The sequence below is a fragment of the Halomonas sp. LBP4 genome (assembly GCF_003202205.1).
GTDB lineage: Bacteria > Pseudomonadota > Gammaproteobacteria > Pseudomonadales > Halomonadaceae > Halomonas > Halomonas flagellata.
Map to the genome: position 1 here is coordinate 17,761 of NZ_PDOG01000003.1, position 18,764 is coordinate 36,524.

The 18,764-nt window shown below is 64.9% G+C and carries 12 protein-coding genes; 7 read left to right on the top strand and 5 right to left on the bottom strand.

All coding sequences use genetic code 11. The features are described 5' to 3' along the window. Window positions 1–434: 434 nt before the first annotated feature. Complete coding sequence (locus tag CR157_RS10525; RefSeq protein ID WP_110284002.1) at window positions 435–1,532, top strand: TAXI family TRAP transporter solute-binding subunit; 1,098 nt, start codon at window positions 435–437, stop codon at window positions 1,530–1,532. A 300-nt stretch (window positions 1,533–1,832) separates the two neighbouring features. Here CR157_RS10525 and lpdA read toward each other — a convergent pair whose 3' ends face one another. From lpdA to CR157_RS10545, 4 genes are read right to left on the bottom strand one after another with little or no spacing between them, the layout of a single operon-like run. Further along, the gene (gene lpdA / locus CR157_RS10530) at window positions 1,833–3,944 is read right to left on the bottom strand and encodes a dihydrolipoyl dehydrogenase (protein WP_110283506.1); all 2,112 of its coding nucleotides are present in this window, start codon (window positions 3,942–3,944) and stop codon (window positions 1,833–1,835) included. 12 nt (window positions 3,945–3,956) lie between these two features. Continuing rightward, entirely contained in the window at window positions 3,957–5,519 is a 1,563-nt protein-coding gene (gene aceF / locus CR157_RS10535) for a dihydrolipoyllysine-residue acetyltransferase (protein ID WP_110283507.1), read from the bottom strand. A 17-nt stretch (window positions 5,520–5,536) separates the two neighbouring features. After that, window positions 5,537–8,200 (bottom strand): pyruvate dehydrogenase (acetyl-transferring), homodimeric type, encoded by a 2,664-nt coding sequence (gene aceE / locus CR157_RS10540; protein WP_110283508.1) that lies wholly within the window; start codon window positions 8,198–8,200, stop codon window positions 5,537–5,539. Between the two features lie 36 nt (window positions 8,201–8,236). Further along, entirely contained in the window at window positions 8,237–10,507 is a 2,271-nt protein-coding gene (locus CR157_RS10545; protein ID WP_110283509.1) for an NADP-dependent malic enzyme, read from the bottom strand. Window positions 10,508–11,195: 688 nt separating this feature from the next. Here CR157_RS10545 and CR157_RS22225 point away from each other — a divergent pair. Further along, window positions 11,196–11,453: a hypothetical protein gene (locus CR157_RS22225; protein ID WP_146218672.1), complete on the top strand. Its 258-nt coding sequence runs from the start codon at window positions 11,196–11,198 to the stop codon at window positions 11,451–11,453. 401 nt (window positions 11,454–11,854) lie between these two features. Here the strand turns inward: CR157_RS22225 and CR157_RS10550 are convergent, their stop codons facing one another. Continuing rightward, window positions 11,855–12,652, bottom strand: a complete 798-nt coding sequence (locus CR157_RS10550; RefSeq protein WP_110283510.1) for a DUF899 domain-containing protein — start codon at window positions 12,650–12,652, stop codon at window positions 11,855–11,857. Between the two features lie 140 nt (window positions 12,653–12,792). On the opposite strand from CR157_RS10550, the gene CR157_RS10555 reads away from it, so the two are divergent. The 5 genes from CR157_RS10555 (at window position 12,793) to CR157_RS10575 (ending at window position 18,697) form a co-directional block, all read left to right on the top strand. Beyond that, a complete protein-coding gene (locus CR157_RS10555; RefSeq protein ID WP_258364135.1) occupies window positions 12,793–13,908 on the top strand; it encodes a helix-turn-helix domain-containing protein in 1,116 nt (371 codons plus the stop codon). Window positions 13,909–13,971: 63 nt separating this feature from the next. Next, a complete protein-coding gene (locus CR157_RS10560; protein WP_258364136.1) occupies window positions 13,972–14,640 on the top strand; it encodes a Vgb family protein in 669 nt (222 codons plus the stop codon). Window positions 14,641–14,751: 111 nt separating this feature from the next. Beyond that, window positions 14,752–15,717: a zinc-binding metallopeptidase family protein gene (locus CR157_RS10565; protein ID WP_110283512.1), complete on the top strand. Its 966-nt coding sequence runs from the start codon at window positions 14,752–14,754 to the stop codon at window positions 15,715–15,717. 93 nt (window positions 15,718–15,810) lie between these two features. Then, window positions 15,811–17,100, top strand: coding sequence for a cation:proton antiporter (locus tag CR157_RS10570; protein WP_110283513.1), 1,290 nt, complete (start codon window positions 15,811–15,813; stop codon window positions 17,098–17,100). A gap of 220 nt (window positions 17,101–17,320) precedes the next feature. Next, complete coding sequence (locus CR157_RS10575; RefSeq protein ID WP_110283514.1) at window positions 17,321–18,697, top strand: dihydrolipoyl dehydrogenase family protein; 1,377 nt, start codon at window positions 17,321–17,323, stop codon at window positions 18,695–18,697. Window positions 18,698–18,764: the final 67 nt, after the last annotated feature.

Consider the following 18,764-nt stretch of genomic DNA (forward strand, 5'->3'; position numbering starts at 1 on the left):
CCACCGCCGGCTGAGCGTGACTCTCCCCTGGAACGCAACGGGCCCTGCCAATGGCGGGGCCCGTTGCGTTACGGCGAGGGCCGCGTCAAGCGGTGATGTTGTCGAGGATACGCAGGCAGGGGCTCGCCTGGTTGAGGATGTAAAAATTTCAGGAGGTTCAACCATCCACCCGATGGGGTGGCGCGGTTCCGATGCTGCGGCACCCGGCTAGGAGCCTGTCGGATTTGACCGATCGTCGCGAGAGAGTCGGATTTCGAGACAAGTTCATCGATCTGATGAGGCGAATAGCCCGCTATTTAACGAATCAGATCGAATGAAGTTGGCCGAAAGACCGGCTCTCGCAGTAGATCAGCGTTAAGTCCGACAGGCTCCTGGATAATCAGCTAGGTTTGTGGAAGGAAGTGATCCACACCACCTCGGTCGAGAGACATGCCATGACTGACGAACGCTTTTTCTGCCTTCCCACCCTTGTCGCGGCCGGTGGCCTGCTGATCTGGGGGTCCACGGCCATGGCCCAGGAGCGTGCGGACTGGCCGGAACGGATCAGAGTGGCTACTGCCTCCATCGGCGGCACCTACCATATCTACGGCCACGGCCTGTCCGCGCGCATCACCGATGAACTCGACTTGCTCGCCGATACGCGTGCCACCGGCGGGCCCTACCACAACATGATCCTGGTCCACACGGGTGAAGCGGAGCTGGGCTTTGTCACCCTGGGGCCGGCAAGGGAGCTTTGGGAAGGCGAGGCCGAGTTCGCCGATGGTGAGAAGATGCGCAACGTGCGTGCCCTCTTTCCCATGTACCGGACCCCCTTCCACGTAGTCACCCAGGCCGATTCAGGCATCGAAAACATCGATGACCTGAGTGGGGCCCGTGTCGGGGTGGGGCCCATGGGCGGCACCTGCGCCACCTATTGGGAGCGGTTCTTCGATGAGCTGGGGGTTGAGGATGTCCGCCTGCAGTATGCCGGCGCCAGCCTGCTGGCGGATTACGTGCTCGGCGGCCTCAGCGATGCCTTCGCCTTCTGTGCCGGCCTGCCTATCAAGGCCTTCGAGCATGTGGAGAGTCGCCAGAAGGTACGGATGTTCGGCCTGACCGAGGAGCAGCAGGCGACCCTGGTGGACGCCTTTCCGGTGACTCCCTACGAGATCCCTGCCGACACCTATGCGTCGATGGATGCCCCCCAGGCCTCGGTGGCCTTCTGGAATTTCGCCATCGGCCACAAGGACCTCGATGAGGGCTTCGTCCATGAACTCATGGCGCTGGTGCTCGAGGACAACGACGCCATGCAGGAGATCCACCCCGCAGCGGCCGAGACCCGGCCGGAGCACATGGAGAAGAACGATGTGATCTGGTTCCACCCGGGAGCGGTGCGCTATTACCGGGAGCAGGGACTCGAGGTGTCCGAGGCGATGATTCCGCCCGAGATGCGCCAGGAAGAGAACGAAGAGGCGGCCGAAACGGAAGTCGAAGGAGAAGGCGAAGGCGAAGGCGAAGGAGAAGGCCGGGCCGAGGAGGGCGCCGAGCAATAATAGCCGCGGTCGCCTTCTGTGCGTGGCCATTCGATGATTGCACGCGTCCGCCAGCCGGGTCGCCAGCGGGACAACCGGGCGGTGCTGCATCGTACCGGGCAAGAGCCCGTCGCGGCACCGCCTCGGTCATCCACCAGATTGCCATCAGGGTGGCGATCGTCGCGACCTAGCGCGCGTCCGACGACAGTCCCTCGGCGAAACCCATCGCGGTCCAGACCACCAGCGCCAGGAGCAACCCGAAGGCGCGCAGGCCCCACGTCATCCTGGCGCATCGACCGCCGCAGCCCGATGGAAGTCACCCTATCGCTTCTTCTGCGGCGGCAGATCGGTACACACGCCTTCGAACAGTTCGGCGGCCATGCCGACCGATTCGCCCAGGGTCGGATGCGGGTGGATGGTCTTGCCGATGTCGACCGGGTCGCAGCCCATCTCGACGGCCAGACACAGTTCGCTGATCAGGTCTCCCGCCTGGGTGCCGACGATGGCCCCGCCGATGATGCGATGGGTCTCCTCGTCGAACAGCAGCTTGGTGAAACCCTCGTCTCGGCCGTTGGCGATGGCACGACCGGAAGCTGCCCAGGGGAAAATTGCCTTGCCGTACTTGATGCCTTCGGCCTTGCATTCGGTCTCGGTCTTGCCGGCCCAGGCGATTTCCGGGTCGGTGTAGGCCACCGAGGGAATCTGGCGGGCATCGAAGAAGCTCTTGTGCCCGGCGGCGGCCTCGGCGGCAACATGGGCCTCGTGAACCGCCTTGTGGGCCAGCATCGGCTGACCGATGATGTCGCCGATGGCGAAGATATGCCCGACGTTGGTGCGCATCTGCTTGTCGGTGGCAATGAAACCGCGTTCGTCGACCGCCACGCCGGCGTTTTCGGCACCGATCCTGTTGCCGTTGGGGCTGCGCCCGACCGATTGCAGGATCATGTCGTAGACCTGTGGCTCAGCGGGGGCGTTGTCGCCCTCGAAGCTGACCTTGAGGCCGCCCTTCTGGGCTTTGACGGCGGTGGTCCTGGTCTTGAGCATCACCTTGTCGAAGCGTGGCTGGTTGACCTTTTCCCAGACCTTGACCAGGTCGCGGTCGGCACCGGTCATCAGCCCGTCGAGCATCTCGACCACGTCGATGCGGGTGCCCAGGGTGGAGTAGACCGTGGCCATCTCCAGGCCGATGATGCCGCCGCCGATGACCAGCATGCGCTTCGGGATGGAGGTCAGTTCCAGCGCGCCGGTGGAATCGACCACCCGGGGATCGTCGGGAATGAAGGGCAGTTTCACCGACTGCGAACCGGCGGCGATGATGCACTTGTCGAACTTCACCACCTGCTTGTCGCCGGTCTGCTCCTGGCCGTCGCCGCTGGTCAGGGCGACTTCCAGGTGATGCGGGTCGAGGAATGTCCCGACCCCGCGGACAACGTCGACCTTGCGTGCCTTGGCCATGCCGGCCAGCCCACCGGTGAGCTGGCCGACGACCTTTTCCTTCCAGCCGCGCAGCTTGTCGAGGTCGATTTTCGGCTTGCCGAAGGCAATGCCGTGATCGGCCATGGCAGTGGCCGCGTCGGTGACCGCCGCGACATGCAGCAGCGCCTTGGAGGGGATGCAGCCGACGTTCAGGCACACCCCGCCGAGGCTGGCATAGCGTTCCACCAGCACGGTCTTCATCCCCAGGTCGGCGGCCCGGAAGGCGGCCGAATAGCCCCCCGGGCCGGCGCCCAGCACCAGCATCTCGCACTCGAGGTCGGCCCCGCCGGTATGGGTGGCCGCCTTCGGGGCGGGCGCGGTGGCCGCCTTCTCTCCCGCTCCCTGCGCGGAAGAAGGCTGGGATGCGGGGGATTTCCCCTCCGCTTCCAGTATCAGAATCGCCGAGCCTTGCGAGACCTTGTCGCCGACTGACACCAGCACCTCGGTGACCTTGCCGGCCTTGGGTGCGGGCACGTCCATCGAGGCCTTGTCGGATTCCACGGTGATCAGCGGGTCCTCGGCACCGATCGTATCGCCCGCGCGAACCAGCACTTCGATGATAGGAACATCGCCGAAATCGCCGATGTCCGGCACCCGAACCTCTTCCAGGCTGCCGCCGCCATAACCACCGCCTGCATCGCCGGGCGCCGCTGAGCCAACCCCTTTTTCATGGACCGCCGGATGCGGTTCGTGGTCCGCCACCCGGGATCCGGTCTCGGCCGGCTCCAGCATCAGAATGGTCGAGCCTTCGGAGACCTTGTCACCCTCCTTGACCTTGAGCTCTCCGACCGTGCCCGAAACCGGGGACGGCACGTCCATGGAGGCCTTGTCGGTCTCCAGGGTGATCAGCGGGGTTTCGATGTCGATCGCATCGCCCGGTTTGACCAGCACCTCGATGATCTCGACGTCCTTGAAATCCCCGATGTCGGGCACCTTGACTTCGATTGCATTGGCCATGTCGTCGATTCCTTACATGATGATGCGCCGCATGTCGGCGAGCAGGTTGGCGAAATGGACGTTGAAACGGGCCGCGGCGGCGCCATCGATCACCCGGTGATCCCAGGACAGCGACAGCGGCAGCATGAACCGCCACGCCGACTGCTTGCCGTCCGGCGAGACCTGCTTCCAGTAGGAGCGACACACGCCCATGATGGCCACTTCAGGGGCATTGATGATGGGCGTGAAATACAGCCCGCCGATCCCGCCCAGCGAGGAGATGGTGAAACAGCCGCCCTGCATCTGATCGGGCTTGAGCTTGCCGTCGCGGGCCAGCTTGGCCAGCGCACCCATTTCCTGGGCGATCTCTACCACACCTTTCTGGTCCGCATCGCGGATCACCGGCACCACCAGGCCGTTGGGCGTGTCGGCGGCGAACCCGATGTGGTAATACTGCTTGAGGATCAGATTGTCGCCTTCCAGCGAGGCGTTGAACTCGGGGAACTGCTTCAAGGAGGCGACCGCGGCCTTGATCATGAACGCCAGCATGCTGACCTTGATGCCCGCCTTCTCGTTTTCCTTGTTGAACTGCACCCGGAAGGCTTCCAGGTCGGTGATGTCGGCCTCGTCGTGATTGGTGACGTGGGGAATTCTCACCCAGTTGCGATGCAGATTGGCACCGGAGATCTTCTTGATGCGCGACAGCGGCTTGGTCTCCACCGGACCGAACTTGCTGAAGTCGACCTTGGGCCAGGGCAGCAGATCCATGCCTTCTCCACCAGACGGGGCCGCAGCCGCCGGTTGCGCCGCCGGGGCGCCGCCCTTGGCGAAGCTCTGGATGTCCTCCTTGGTGACCCGGCCCTTGAGGCCGGTCGGCGGCACCAGGTTCAGGTCCACCTCCAGTTCGCGGGCCACGCGGCGAGCCGAGGGACTGGCGTGAACCCGGCTGAAATCCGCAATCTGGCCGGTCGAAGGTGCGGTGGAGGGGGCAGCCGCCGGTTGCGGTTTCTTCTCTTCTTCCCCGGTGGGAGCCGCGGTCTTTTCTCCTTCTCCCGCCTCGCTCTCCAGCAGCAGCACCAGGCTGCCCTCGGAAACCTTGTCGCCGACCTTGACCTTGACCTCCTTGACGGTGCCGGCCTTGGGCGCGGGCACGTCCATCGAGGCCTTGTCGGACTCCACGGTGATCAGCGGGTCCTCGGCCTGGACGCCGTCACCGGCCTGGACATGGACCTCGATGATCGGCACATCGCTGAAGTCGCCGATGTCGGGGACCTTGATCTCTTCGACTCCGCCACCGGACGGTGTCGGTGCTTCCTCTCCCCCGGCGGGAGAGGAGGCAGGGGGGGAGGGGGATTCACCCTCCGCCTCCAGCATCAGAATCGTCGACCCCTCGGAGACCGTGTCGCCGACCTTGACCTTGACCTCCTTGACGGTGCCGGCCTTGGGCGCGGGCACGTCCATCGAGGCCTTGTCGGACTCCACGGTGATCAGCGGGTCCTCGGCCTGGATGCTGTCACCGGCCTGGACATGGACCTCGATGATCGGGACATCGGTGTAGTCGCCGATATCCGGTACCTTGATTTCTTGGATAGCCACTTTTGTTCTCCTCCGGCTCAGGCGTACAGGGGGTTGGGCTTTTCGGGGTCGATGCCGTATCTGGCGATGGCGTCCCGGACCTTGCCGCTCTTGAGCTTGCCCTCGTCGACCAGGGCTTGCAGCGCGGCCACGGTGACGTAATGACGATCCACCTCGAAGTGGCGGCGCAAGGCCTGGCGGCTGTCGGAGCGGCCGAAGCCGTCGGTACCCAGTACCTCGTAACGCCGCGGCACGAAGGGTCGGATCTGTTCGGCGAACAGCCGGATGTAGTCGGTGGAGGCGATGACCGGTCCTTCGGTGCCTTCCAGGCACTCTTCGACATGGCTCTTGCGCGGACGCTTCCCGGGATGCAGCCGGTTCCAGCGCTTGACGGCGTGGCCGTCGCGGGCCAGTTCATTGAAGCTCGGACAACTCCAGACGTCGGCCGCCACTCCCCAGTCGTCGCGTAGAAGGTCCACCGCAGCAATCACCTCGTTGAGGATGCTGCCACAGCCCAGCAGCTGTACCCGCGGCCCCTTGCCCTCGGCCTTGCTGAACGGATACATGCCCTTGATGATGCCTTCTTCGGCGCCTTCGGGCAGTGCCGGATGATGGTAATTCTCGTTCAGGGTGGTGATGTAGTAGAAGACGTTCTCCTGATCCTCGTACATGCGTTTGAGGCCATCGCGCACGATCACCGCCACCTCGTAGTGGAAGGTGGGGTCATAGGCGATGCAGTTGGGGATGAACTGGGCGAACAGCTGGCTGTGTCCGTCCTGGTGCTGCAAGCCCTCGCCGTTCAGGGTGGTGCGCCCCGAAGTACCGCCGATCAGGAAACCTCGCGCCAGCATGTCGCCGGCCGCCCAGGCCAGATCGCCGATGCGCTGGAAGCCGAACATGGAGTAGTAGACGTAGAACGGGATCATGGTGACCCCGTGGTTGCTGTACGACGTGGCCACGGCGATCCACGACGACATGGCCCCGTCCTCGTTGATGCCTTCCTGCAGGATCTGGCCTTTCTGGTCCTCCCGGTAGGGCATGATCTCCTCGGCGTCCATGGGCACGTATTTCTGCCCTTCGGGGGCGTAGATACCGATCTGCCGGAACATGCCCTCCATGCCGAAGGTGCGTGACTCGTCGGCGACGATCGGGGTCAGCCGCGGCCCCAGGGTCTTGTCCCGGGCCAGGGATACCATGATGCGCACCATGGCCATGGTGGTGGACATGGTGCGCTCACCGGTGTCCGCCAGCACCTGCTTGAACATGTCCAGGGGAGGCGCCTTGAGCACATCGCCGTTGCGCCGGCGCTGGGGCAGGTAGCCGCCCAGCGCCTTGCGCTGCCCGTGCAGGAATTGCATCTCGGCGCTGTCTTCGGGGGGCTTGAAGAACTCCGCCCTGGTGACCTGTTCGTCACTGAAGGGCAGGTCGAAGCGCTTGTGAAAGTGCCTGAGGTGATCCTCGCCCAGTTTCTTCTTCTGGTGGGTGATGTTCTGGCCCTCGCCGCCTTCGCCCATGCCGTAGCCCTTGACGGTCTTCATCAGCAACACCGAGGGCTTGTCCTTGGTGTTGACCGCCGCGTGATAGGCCGCATAGACCTTCTGCGGGTCGTGGCCACCGCGGATCAGCTTGTAGTAGATGTCGTCGTCCGACATGTGGGCGACCATTTCCTTGAGCTCCGGATACTTGCCGAAGAAATGCTCGCGGATATAGCCGCCGCCCTTGACCTTGAAGTTCTGATACTCGCCGTCGACGCATTCCTCCATGCGCTTGCGCAACAGCCCCTTGGTGTCCTTGGCCAGCAGTTCGTCCCAGCCCGAACCCCACAGGCACTTGATGACGTTCCACCCCGCGCCCCGGAAGTTGCCTTCCAGTTCCTGGACGATCTTGCTGTTGCCCCGCACCGGGCCGTCCAGACGCTGCAGATTGCAGTTGATCACGAAGATCAGATTGTCCAGCTTCTCCCGGTTGGCCAGGGCGATGGCACCCTGGGACTGGGGCTCGTCCATCTCGCCGTCGCCCAGAAACGCCCAGACCTTTCGACCTTCGGTGTCGGCCAGCCCCCGATGCTGGAGGTACTTCATGAAGCGTGCCTGATAGATGGCCATGATCGGCGCCAGACCCATGGACACGGTGGAGACCTGCCAGAAGTCGGGCATCAGATAGGGGTGGGGATAGGAGGAGAGCCCCTTGCCGTCCACTTCCAGGCGGAAGTTCTCCAGCTGCTCCTCGGTGAGCCGTCCCTCCAGAAACGCCCGTGCGTAGATACCCGGAGCGCAATGGCCCTGCACGTAGATGATGTCTCCGCCATGATTATCGCTGGGGGCATGCCAGAAGTGATTGAACCCCACCTCGTACATCACCGCCGAGGACTGGTAGCTGGCGATATGCCCCCCGGGCTCGGCAGGTTTCTTGTTGGCGCGCACCACCATGGCCATGGCGTTCCAGCGCAGATAGGCGGTCAGCCGCTGCAGCAAGGCCGCGTCGCCGGGCAGCTGGGCCTCCTTGTGGGGTGGGATGGTGTTCACATACGGCGTGCGGGTGGTGTCCGGCGGCTCGGCGCCGGCCCCGTAGGCTTCTTCCACCGCCTTGTGCAGCAGGTAGGTGGCTCGCTCGGGGCCCACCCGCTCCACTACCACGTCGACGGCTTCCTGCCACTCCCGGGTTTCCTGTGGATCGAAGTCGTTGTAGTTGTCGAATGCCATGGATCGTCTCCCTTGGTTGGGTCGGAATTATTGTAGTTATTGATCGGTCTGTGCCTCGACCACGGCGAAGGCGCTCATGTTGGCGATACCCCGCGCGGTGACCGTGCGGTTGAGCACATGAACCGGCTTGGCGGCCCCCAGCAGGATGGGCCCCACGGACACACCGTTGCCCAGTACCTTCAGAGCGGAAAAGGTGATGTTCGCCGCGTCCAGGTTGGGCATGATCAACAGATTGGCCTCGCCGTCGAGAAGCGAATCGGGCAGGATGCGCCCGCGCACGCCGGTGGACAGAGCCGAGTCGGCTTGCATTTCCCCGTCCACCACCAGATCCGGTGCGCGTTCCCGGATCAGCGCCAGTGCCTGGCGCATCTTCCCTGCACTGTCGAAGTCGGAACTGCCGAAATTCGAGTGGGAGACCAGGGCGGCCCGGGGCGTGATGCCGAAGCGGCGAATCTGCTCCGCTGCCAGCAGGGTGATCTCGGCGATCTGACCGGCATCGGGATCGTAATTGACGAAGGGATCGGCAATGAACAGTGTGGTCCGTTCGAGGATCAGCAGTTGCAGGGCGGCAGCCGTGCTGACGCCCTCGCGCAGGCCGATGACGTCCAGCACCAAGCCCAGGTGCTCGCGGTAGGTGCCCACCGGGCCGGCGATCATGGCGTCCACATCGCCCCGGCGCAACAGCAGCGAGGCCAGGATGGTGGCCCGGCTGCGTACTCGCTTCTCGGCGGCCTCCGGCTGTACACCGCGCCGTCCCATCAACTTGTGGTACTCGCTGGCCAGTTCGGCGTAGCCGGGATAGTCCTGCGCATCGATCAGCTCGAAATCGACGTCGGGCTTCACCGGCAGGCCCAATTCCTCGATGCGTGCCTCGACTACCGCACGGCGGCCGATCAGTACGGGTTTGGCATAGCGCTGACTGATGCAGACCTCCATGGCACGAAGGATGCGCTCATCCTCGCCTTCGGCGTACAGCAAGCGTAGCGGATTCTGTCGAGCCCGCTCGAACACCGGCTCCATCACATTGCCGGAGCGGTATACCAGTCGTGACAGCGATCGGGTATACGCATTCAGGTCCGCGATGGGTCGAGCGGCCACACCGCTGTCCATGGCGGCCTTGGCCACCGCCGGCGGGATGGTGTCGATCAGGCGCGGGTCGAAGGGTTTGGGAAGAATGTACTCCGGGCCGAAGGTCAGCGCCTGTCCGCCATAGGCCACCGCCACCGTTTCCGGCACCGTGGTGGTCGCCATGTCGGCGATGGCCTTGACGGTGGCCAGTTTCATCTCCTCGTTGATGGTGGTGGCGCCGCAGTCCAGGGCGCCCCGGAAGATGAACGGGAAGCACAGGACGTTGTTGACCTGGTTGGGGTAGTCCGAGCGTCCGGTGGCGATCACCGCATCCGGGCGTACCGCCTTGGCGTCCTCCGGCATGATTTCCGGGATGGGGTTGGCCATGGCCAGGATCAATGGGCGATCGGCCATGGTCGCCACCATCTCCGGTTTGAGGGCGCCCCCGGCCGAGAGACCGAAGAACACGTCGGCCCCGTTGACGGCATCGGTCAGGGTGCGGGCCTCGGTCCGAGCCGCGTAGCGCGCCTTGTAGGGATCCATGTCCTCGGTACGGTCGGTGTGGATCACGCCGCTGCGGTCGCAAACCAGGATGTTGTCCTTGCGTACCCCCAGGGCCACCGCCAGATCCAGACAGGCCAAGGCCGCCGCGCCCGCGCCGTTGCAGACCAGGCGGATGTCGCCGAGCTCCTTGCCCACCACCCGCAGGCCGTTGAGCAGGGCGGCCCCCGAGACGATGGCGGTACCGTGCTGGTCGTCGTGGAAGACCGGGATCTTCATCCGCTCGCGCAGGCGCCGCTCGATCTCGAAGCATTCCGGTGCCTTGATGTCTTCCAGGTTGATGCCGCCGAAGGTGGCTTCCAGACCGGCGACGATCTCGATCAGCTTGTCCGGGTCGCGCTCCTCGATCTCGATGTCGAACACGTCCACGTCGGCGAACTTCTTGAACAGCACGGCCTTGCCTTCCATCACCGGCTTGGAAGCCAGGGCGCCGATGCTACCCAGCCCCAGCACCGCCGTGCCGTTGCTGACCACGGCAACCAGATTGCCACGGGCGGTGTACTCGGCCGCCTGCAGGGGGTCACGTTCGATCTCCTCGCAGGCCGCGGCCACCCCGGGCGAATAGGCCAGCGACAGATCCCGCTGGCTGGCCATGGGCTTGATCGCCTGGATCGCCAGCTTGCCGGGGCGGGGGAATCGATGGTACTGCAAGGCGCTGTCGCGCAAATCGTCTGCCATGTGCTTTACCTCATTCGCTTTTTCTCGCGGCGACATATGGACATATGGTCACCGGTTGCGGGACCTGCCGTGAGCCAGGCCGGGGTGGCATCAACGCCCATTACACGGCAATGGCCATGCCTTCTTATTGAAATGTCTGGTATTTCATATGGTTGCGATAGTGTAATTCGACCTTGGTCGAAGCATGATGGGCGGGGTGGGGCCGGAATCCCGCACGGGGCAGGTGTTGCGGTGTGCGGGTTTCCACACAGAGTCTCGTACTATAGTCGTATCTGAATAAGCTGCAATGCATGTGATTGATATGGAGACGATCACACGGTGAAAGATGCAAGCGCTGGACCTCTCTGTCTCCGCATTGTTTGATGACCTGGCGGATCGTTTAGGCCCGCTCATTCCACGTTCGGAAACGCGCGATCGTGCTTGTTCTGCATGAAGCGGCGCAGGCGGTCGTTGTAACCTGGAGCGACGGCCTCGCGGACCGAGGGGTGAACGGCCAGCGCCTCGCGCCACTTCCGGAGAATGAGGGACAGACCCTCATTTCCCGCGCAGGTGGACGTGCGATCTGCCCGTCGTCAGATTTTGACGACGGGCAGCTGTCGGCAATGGCTGACACGGAATGATGTGATGGCGCCTCCCCAGCCCGCACCGATGCCGCTACTCTGCCGAGGTCGACCATAGGGGGTGTGCCATGAGCGTGAAGCGCTGCGAATTTTCATTTCGCTCAACTGAGGTCGAGCTGTTACTCGCGCGAGACCCTGTCACGAGGGAGTGGCTTGCAACCATGAGCTGGCATCTGGACGAGTCGCCAGAGCCGAAGACTCACCCCATGCCGCCACTGGCCGCCACGCTCGACGAGCACGTGGCTTGGGGCTGCGCCCTGGACTGGGCGAGCCAGCAGATCGACGACGCTTGGTTGTCCATCATAGGTGCTCACGTCAACGTGTGACGAACAAGAAAAGCCCCGGCTCGTGGCCGGGGCAACTCATCCGAAAGACATGAACTACCATCCCTGGGCTTTGTCCGAAAAGTCGGCGAGCGATGGCCAGGGCTAGCCCGTTCCCTACGGGTCCACGCATTTCCCACATCCGTGTGGGTCACAAGGCAAAAATCAGCGACAAATCATCAGGATAGACGATTTGTCGAAGCCGCGCTGCAGCATCGACGTGGCGAAGGTGTTGTCGATGACGCCGCTCCGGCCGTGGTCGCGCACCAGACTATCGCCACCTCCACGCTGGCAGCGAAGTCCAGCGCCGATGCACCGCAGCAGGCTCGCTGGCAAGCCCGCTCGGCAACCCAGCCTCGCAAGAACTCCCTCTACCGGTTGCACCACCAACACCGCGCCCTGGCTCAGCGGTTGTCGTACTCGTCGTGGCGACGCCACCAGACGCCCGTCTCGTTGCGTCCGCGAGGTGCGCGGTCGAGCCACTGGTACATGCCCCAGAGGCCGTCCAGTCCGCGCGCATAGGTGGAGTAGGTGTGGTAGACGACGCCATCCTCCAGCGCGAACGCGCTCATGCCCGGCCTCTCGCGCGTGTAGGTGGCCGTGTCGGTTCCGCTCATGGCAGCGAAGGTAGTGGCCCCGTCCGGTGTCGAGCGCGAGGGTATCTCGGCGGCAGGCGGGTCTTCGCCGCGCAACGGCAACGCCGCCTCGCGCCGGTAGTTGTATTCGATACCTCCCTCGCGCTGTTGCGCTTCGGTGAACCAGACGTTGAAGTCGGCGTTGAAGTCGCTGCCGAGCGAGGACGCCCAGGGGAAGGTCCAGCCCATGCGCCGCTGGTACGCCTGCAGCTTCGCGAGTGGCGCCCGCGACACCGCGCAGAGCGTGACGTCGTGGTTGGCCAGGTGGACGACGCAGCCGTCGAAGCCATCGGCGATCGCCGAGCAGGCGGGGCAGCCCGCCGTGTAGTCGGGCCCGAACATGAAGTGGTAGACGAGGAGCTGCGAGCGCCCGCGGAAGAGGTCCGCCAGCGAGACACTCCCCTCGTCGGTCTCGAAGCGGTACGCCTTGTCGATCCGCACCCAGGGCAGCTCCTGTCGCCACCGCGCCAGCTCGTCGCTGCGCCGCGTCAGTGCCTTCTCGGCCTCGAGCAGCTCGAGCCGGGCCGCCAGCCACTCCTCCCGTGTCCCGGTCAGGTGTGTCGTCATCGTTCTGTCCTCCCTTGGCCCCCAGTGTCAGGATGAGTGTCGTGCGTTCCGTTCTCGCTACGACGTGTCGGCTAGGGGTTCGTGAGATAGGTTAGTAACGAGCATCGAACGCTGGGAGTAACAAGTGTGACGGGATTCCGATGGAGGCGTTGATCACGGCCGCGGCGCGTGCGCTGGCGGCGGGGGATCCCCTCGGCGCCCTGAACCGGGTCGCCTTGCGCGACGACGCGCCTGCGCTCGCGCTTCGCGGCATCGCGATGGCGCAGCTCGGCGATCTCGTGCGCGCGAAGGCGCTCCTGCGACGTGCGGCGCGGGCCTTCGGTCCGAAAGAGGCCGTGGCCCGGGCAAGGTGTGTCGTCGCCGAGGCCGAGATCGCGCTCGTCTCGCGCGACCTGGGCTGGCCGGCGAAGACGCTCGACGCGGCGCGAGCGACGCTCGAAGCGCATGGCGACCGGGTGAACGCCGCCTATGCACGGTATCTCGAGGTCCGGCGCCTGCTGCTGATCGGGCGCCTCGACGAGGCCGAGTGCAGGCTCGCCGACCTCGATCCCGCGCCCCTCCCGCCCGCGGCGAGGGCCGCCCACGAGCTGGTCGTCGCGGGGATCGCGATGCGACGCCTCCGCACGAAGCCGGCGCGTGCCGCGCTCGCTCGGGCCGGGCACGCCGCGCGCCGCGCCGTCATCCCGGCGCTGACGGCAGAGGTGGAAAGCGCCTCCCTCGCCTTGAACACGCCCGCGGCGCGCCTGATCGCGCGTGGCGAGGAGCGGCTCCTGCTGCTCGAGGAGGTGGAAGCGTTACTGGCCTCGAGGGCGCTCGTCGTCGACGCGTGTCGTCATGTCGTGCGTGACGCCGGCACGGTGGTCTCGCTCGCCAGGCGTCCGGTGTTGTTCGCGCTCGCCCGCGCGCTGGGCGAAGCCTGGCCCGGCGACGTACCGCGGGGCACGCTCGTCGCACGGGCATTCCGCGCCAGGCTCGCCGATGAGTCGTATCGCGCGCGCTTGCGTGTCGAAGTGGGGCGGCTTCGCACCGAGCTTGGGACGCTGGCCGGGGTCCGCGCGACAAAACGAGGGTTCGCGCTGGCGCCGCACGGGGCAGGCGAGGTCGTCGTGCTGGCGCCGACGGTGAGTCGTGGTCGAGCTCGGCCCTGGCGCTGGCGCTTGGCACCAGCCAGCGCACGGTGCAGCGGGCACTGGAGGCGCTGGCGGCGGCGGGCAAGGCGCAGGCGTTTGGTGGCGGGCGAGCGCGTCGCTGGATGACCCCGCCCGTGCCGGGATTCCCGACGACTTTGTTACTCCCCGCTCCCCTGCCGGGCGACTAGCATGGAAGTCTCAATCCCGAGTGATGAGGAGGGAACCATGAAGCGTTCAGCGGCCGAGATCATCAGTGAATATGGGCCCTTTCCGGGTGTCGACGGCGTGCATGGGGTCACCTATGACGGTCAGCGCGTCTGGTTTGCCACCGGCGACAGGCTGACCGCCTTCGACCCGGCGAGCGAGCAGATGCTGCGCTCGATCGATGTCGCCGCGCAGGCCGGCACGGCCTTCGACGGCCAGCACCTGTTTCAGATCGCCGAGGATCGCATCCAGAAGATCGATCCGGACACCGGCGCTGTGCTCGCCACGATTCCGGCGCCCCCCGGCGGCGGCAACTCGGGGCTCGCGTGGGCCGAAGGGTCGCTCTGGGTAGGGCAGTATCCGGACCGGAGGATCCAGCAGGTCGATCCGCAAACCGGGGCGGTGCTTCGCACCATCGAGTCCAACCGCTTCGTCACCGGGGTTACCTGGGTCGATGGCGAGCTCTGGCACGGCACCTGGGAAGATGACGCGAGCGATGTGAGGCGAGTCGATCCTCGCACGGGAGAGGTCCTGGAGAGTCTCGAGATGCCGCCCGGGATGGGCGTGTCGGGGCTCGAGTCCGATGGCGGCGATCGGTTCTTCTGCGGTGGCGGAGGCAGCGGGAAGCTGAGAGCCGTTCGCCGGCCCGGGTGAGCCTCCGCGGTCGGCGCGGCAAAGGGTTTGACACCCGTCCGGGAGAAGCGAAGTATGAATTCGTGACTTGTCGGCCCCTGTGCCCTGTCGTTGTTACGGAGTCCCTACTGTATGCGCGTCTTTACCAACCCGGTCGGTTCCGGTTCGCTGTGGTTCGATAACCTTGCCACCGCCGACGGCACCCCCGTGGCTTACGACCCGCAGGCGCGGGCCTTTTTGCCCATGCCGCCCTTCTGCGCCAACCGGGAGGTCATCGGCTGCAACTGGATCGCCCCGGAACAGGGCGCCTTCTGTCGATCCTGCGCCATGACGGCGCTGGCCCCGGATCCCGCCATCCCCGGCGCCATCCCCAACTGGGCGCAGACCGAGGCCGCCAAGCGCTGGGCGCTCGACAATCTCGGCCGCTGGCACTGGTTCCGGCCGGAGGATCCGGGCACGCGCCCCGTTTTCCACCTGCTCGCCGAGGGCCCGACGCCTGTGCTCATGGGGCATGTCGCGGGCGTGGTGACCATCAGCGTGGCCGAAGCGGACCCGGTCCTGCGCGCAACCCGCCGCCAGGCACTGGACGAGCCCTACCGCACCATGATCGGCCATATGCGCCACGAGATCGCGCATATGCTCTGGTGGCGGCTCAGCCTGCGCGCCGACTTCCTCGACGCCTTCCGCGCCATGTTCGGCGACGAACGCGCAGATTACCCCACCGCGCTCCAGCGCCACTACCATGACGGTCCGCCGCCCGACTGGAGGCTGCGCTTCCTGACCAGCTACGCCTCTGCACATCCGCACGAGGATTGGGCCGAGACCGCCGCGCATCTGCTGCACCTGACCGATATTACCGACAGCTTCGTCGCGGCGGGCCTGTCCTCGCCAGAGCTGCCGAGCCCGGGCTGGGACCCGTATTCGGAACCGGATGCCGAGCGCCTGATCCATGTCGCGGCCTCCCTCGCTATGGGGGTCAACCACGTCAACCGCTCCATGGGGTTGTCGGATCTCTACCCCTTCGTGCTGTCGGACGCCGCGCGCCGTAAGCTCGCCTTCGTGCATGACTGGCTGCGCCGGGGTGCGCAGGGGCGTTGAGGCGAGTTCACGAACGAGCGCGATTACGCTGGTCCGATCCTCTGTCGGGTCGCGTGTGGCTGGGCGAATGAATACACACCTGCCGAGTCATCTATGACAACCGCAACCTGGTTTATCTTGATCGGTTCGCTGCTGCTGGTAGTGGGCTTTACCTTCTCCTATCTCAAAAGTGTGCCCGCCACCTCCGCCATCGTGTATCTTCTTATCGGATTCATTGTGGGGCCCATGGGCTTCGACTTGTTTCATTTCAATCCGCTGGAAGAGTCGGCTTTGTTGGAGCTCCTGACCGAAATCGCCGTGCTTATTTCATTGTATTGCGCCGGCGTAAAAATGCCGGCGCCGGTCACCCTGAAGCGATGGCGAACTCCCCTGCAACTGGCGGTGATTTCGATGGCACTTACCGTCGGACTAGTGGCGCTGTTCGGCTACTACTGGCTTGCTTTGCCCCTTGGGGCCGCCGTGTTGCTGGGTGCCGTGGTCGCACCGACCGACCCGGTACTGGCGACCGAGGTGCAGGTTCGTCACGCCGATGATACTGACGAACTACGTTTTTCATTGACCTGCGAGGCCGGAATGAACGACGGCAGCGCCTTCCCGTTCGTGATGCTCGGCCTGGGGTTGCTGGGGCTGCACGATCTTGGCGACGCCGGTTGGCGGTGGCTGGCGGTGGATGTGTTCTGGGCAAGCGGTGCAGGTATCGGCATCGGTATCCTGGCGGGCAGTGGCGTCGGTTGGCTGGTAAACAAGATACGTACCAGCATTGTGGACACTGCCTTTCTGGAAAGCTTTCTCGGCCTGGGGCTGATCGCGTTCGCCTACGGAATCAGCCTGTTAGTGGATGCCTGGGGCTTCTTGGCCGTTTTTAGTGCAGCGGTGGCTCTGCGCCATACCGAATTGAAATTGGCCGGCCTCAAACAAGGTTACTCGGTACCTGTCGAGACACGCCTGGAGGGTGAGCCGCAAGCCATAGCGCACGTGCACGTGAGCGAAAGCTCCCTGGTATTCAACGAGCACCTCGAACGGCTGGCAGAAATCGTGCTGGTTTTACTGATCGGTGGCTCGCTCTTCTGGGATTCCTGGAGTTGGCGAGCCGTGGGTTTCGCGGCGTTTCTGTTTTTTGTCGTCCGCCCCGTCAGCGTGCATCTCGGCGTGCTGGGAAGCCGGGCGCCCATGCGTATGCGCCACCTGGTGGGCTGGTTTGGCGTTCGAGGTATTGGCTCGCTGTACTATCTGATGTACGCCATCCAACACGGGCTGCCAGAGGAAGTCGCACTGGAATTGATACACCTGACCCTGGTGGTGGTTGCCTTGTCGATTCTGGTTCACGGGGTCAGCGTAAAGCCCACTATTGCTCGCTATTGGCGTTCGCGGAAGCCACGGTAATAGTTATAACGTCACATTGTCGCGACCGGCTCCCGAAGCCTAGTTCGAACTCCCTGTGGCGGGCAGAGAGTGGGCTACACTCGCAAAGGAAGAACCTGATCGCCGACCTCGACAGGGCCGGCGGGACCACATTGAGCGCGGCGCAGGGTGGCGGATCTCGTTTTGGCGTCCGACACCCCAGCCCTCGTACTCGCGCCGCGCAGTGACGCGGGGAGGAACCATGGCGGCGATTGAGCGCTACGACGTGATCTGCATCGGCGGCGGCTCCGGCCTGACTGCCGCCTATTACGCTCAGCAGGACGGCAAGTCGGTCGCGCTGGTCGATGACCGTCCCGACCAGCTCGGCGGCACCTGCGTGAACCGCGGCTGCATCCCGACGAAGGGCCTGATTCAGGCTGCCGAGGTGATGCAAACGATCCGGCACGCCGGGGATTTTGGTATCCACCTGGATCAGTCGTCGGTTCGCGTCGACTTCCAGGCCGTTCTCGAAACGGTCCGCCGGCGGCGCGAGAAAGACGCCGCTGCCGTGCGTCGCTGGGTGGAAGGTGCTTTCACCCCCTTTTATGGCCAGGCGCGGTTCGTGGACGACAAGCTGATCGAGATGGAGGATGGGCGCCAGTTGACCGGCGAGCGGATCTTCATCGCGGCGGGCGCGCGACCCGCGATCCCGCCGATCCCCGGGCTGGCGGAGAGCGGGTTCCTCACCAACGAGTCCGTCATCTTCGACCTCACCGAGCAGCCCGAGCACCTGATCATCCTCGGCGGCGGCTACATCGGCTGCGAGTTTGCCCATTTTTTCTCCGCCCTGGGCACCCGCGTCACGGTGATCGACCACTCCGAATGCCTGCTGGCCGAAGACGACGACGTGCGGGCGCTGTTCACGCAGGAACTCGCCAAGCGGGTGGAGCTGGTGCTGCAAGCCGAGGCACGCCAGGCGCTGGTGCGCGACGGGCAGTGCGGCCTGGTCGTCGCCACCGACGACGGCGAACGGACCGTGCTCGGCGATCGGCTCCTGCTGGCCACCGGTCGGCGTCCCAACACCGATCGCCTCGCGCTGGAGCGGACGGGGGTCGAGCTCGACGGCCGCGGCTTCGTGGTGGTCGACGACGGGCTGCGGACCACGCATCCCGACATCTATGCCTATGGCGACGTCATCGGGCAGGGGATGTTCAAGCACACCTCGAGCTACGAAGGTGAGCTTGCCTACCGCAACGCGCACGGTGCCTCCCTTGCGGTCGACTACACCGCCAACCCCCACGCCGTGTTCAGCAACCCGCAGATCGGCTCGGTCGGGCTGACCGAGCGTGCCTGTCGCGACCAGGGCCTCGATTACACCGTGGCCCGGAAGGACTACGCCGATTTCGCCAAGGGCAAGATCGTCGGTTCACCCCCGGGCTTTGCGAAACTCCTGGTCGAGAAGGGCAGCGACCGGATCCTGGGCTTCCATATGATCGGCCCCCAGGCAGCCGACCTGATTCACGAGGTGGTAGTCGCCATGAACACCCCGGGGGCCAAGGCGGAACGGGTGCGCGACAGCATCCACGTGCACCCGACGCTCGCCGAGTTGGTCAGGCAGGTGTTCGATGCCACGGCGTAGCAGCCAATCCGTGCCGCGTGTCCCGGGGAAGTGCGATGAACTTTAAATGTCGGGGTGTTAGTCCCAA